This window comes from Bacillus sp. LR--39 (assembly GCF_053613335.1).
This window is the reverse complement of sequence record NZ_JBSIOT010000932.1, coordinates 1-688: the sequence shown is the minus strand read 5'-3', so window position 1 is coordinate 688 and position 688 is coordinate 1. Positions and strand designations below refer to the sequence as shown.

General features: G+C 46.9%; 2 protein-coding genes. Both read left to right on the top strand.

Features of this window, described 5'->3' with window-relative positions:
* A partial coding sequence (locus tag ACWHAR_RS27560) for a YitT family protein (protein WP_452088497.1) occupies positions 1-325 on the top strand: 325 nt, incomplete at its 5' end.
* Positions 326-373: 48 nt separating this feature from the next.
* A partial coding sequence (cccB, locus tag ACWHAR_RS27555; RefSeq protein WP_452088496.1) for a cytochrome c551 occupies positions 374-688 on the top strand: 315 nt, incomplete at its 3' end.

Sequence of the window (688 nt, the reverse complement as noted above, 5' to 3'; positions counted from 1 at the left end):
ACTTTATGCTATGCTTGGCGTTTATATATCAAGCAAAACCATCGATGTCATCCAGGTCGGATTGAACCGTTCCAAAATGGCGATGATCATTACGAACCGGGAAGAGGAAGTTCGACATGCGGTACTGAATAAAATCGACAGGGGGATTACGAAAATATCAGCGGTCGGAGGCTATACAGATGATGAGCGGCCTATTTTGATGTGCGTGGTCGGCCAGACCGAGTTCACAAAGCTGAAACAACTCGTAAAACACATTGATGAGTCTGCATTTGTCATTGCGATGGATGCTTCAGAGGTGCTTGGCGAGGGTTTTAAACGCGCATAATCGAGGTTATAATAAAGGTTGACTTGTTAAAGGAGCTGACTTGAAAAAATGAAAATGAAGCTGTTTACTCTGTTTATGGCTGTTTCTTTTGTGCTGGCTGCCTGCGGCGGCAATAACAACGAAAGCAAAGAGAAAAATACAGGCGGGCAAGCAACTGCAACCGACGGGGAAGAGATTTACCAGCAAAACTGCACAGGCTGCCATGGTAAGGATTTGGCCGGCGGTTCCGCTCCGAGTTTGAAGGAAGTTGGCGGCAAGTATAAGGAAAGCGAAATTAAGGACATCGTAGTCAACGGCCGCGGCGGAATGCCTGGCAATCTTGTAGACGAAAAAGAAGCTGAAGCGGTCGCGAAGTGGCTTTCA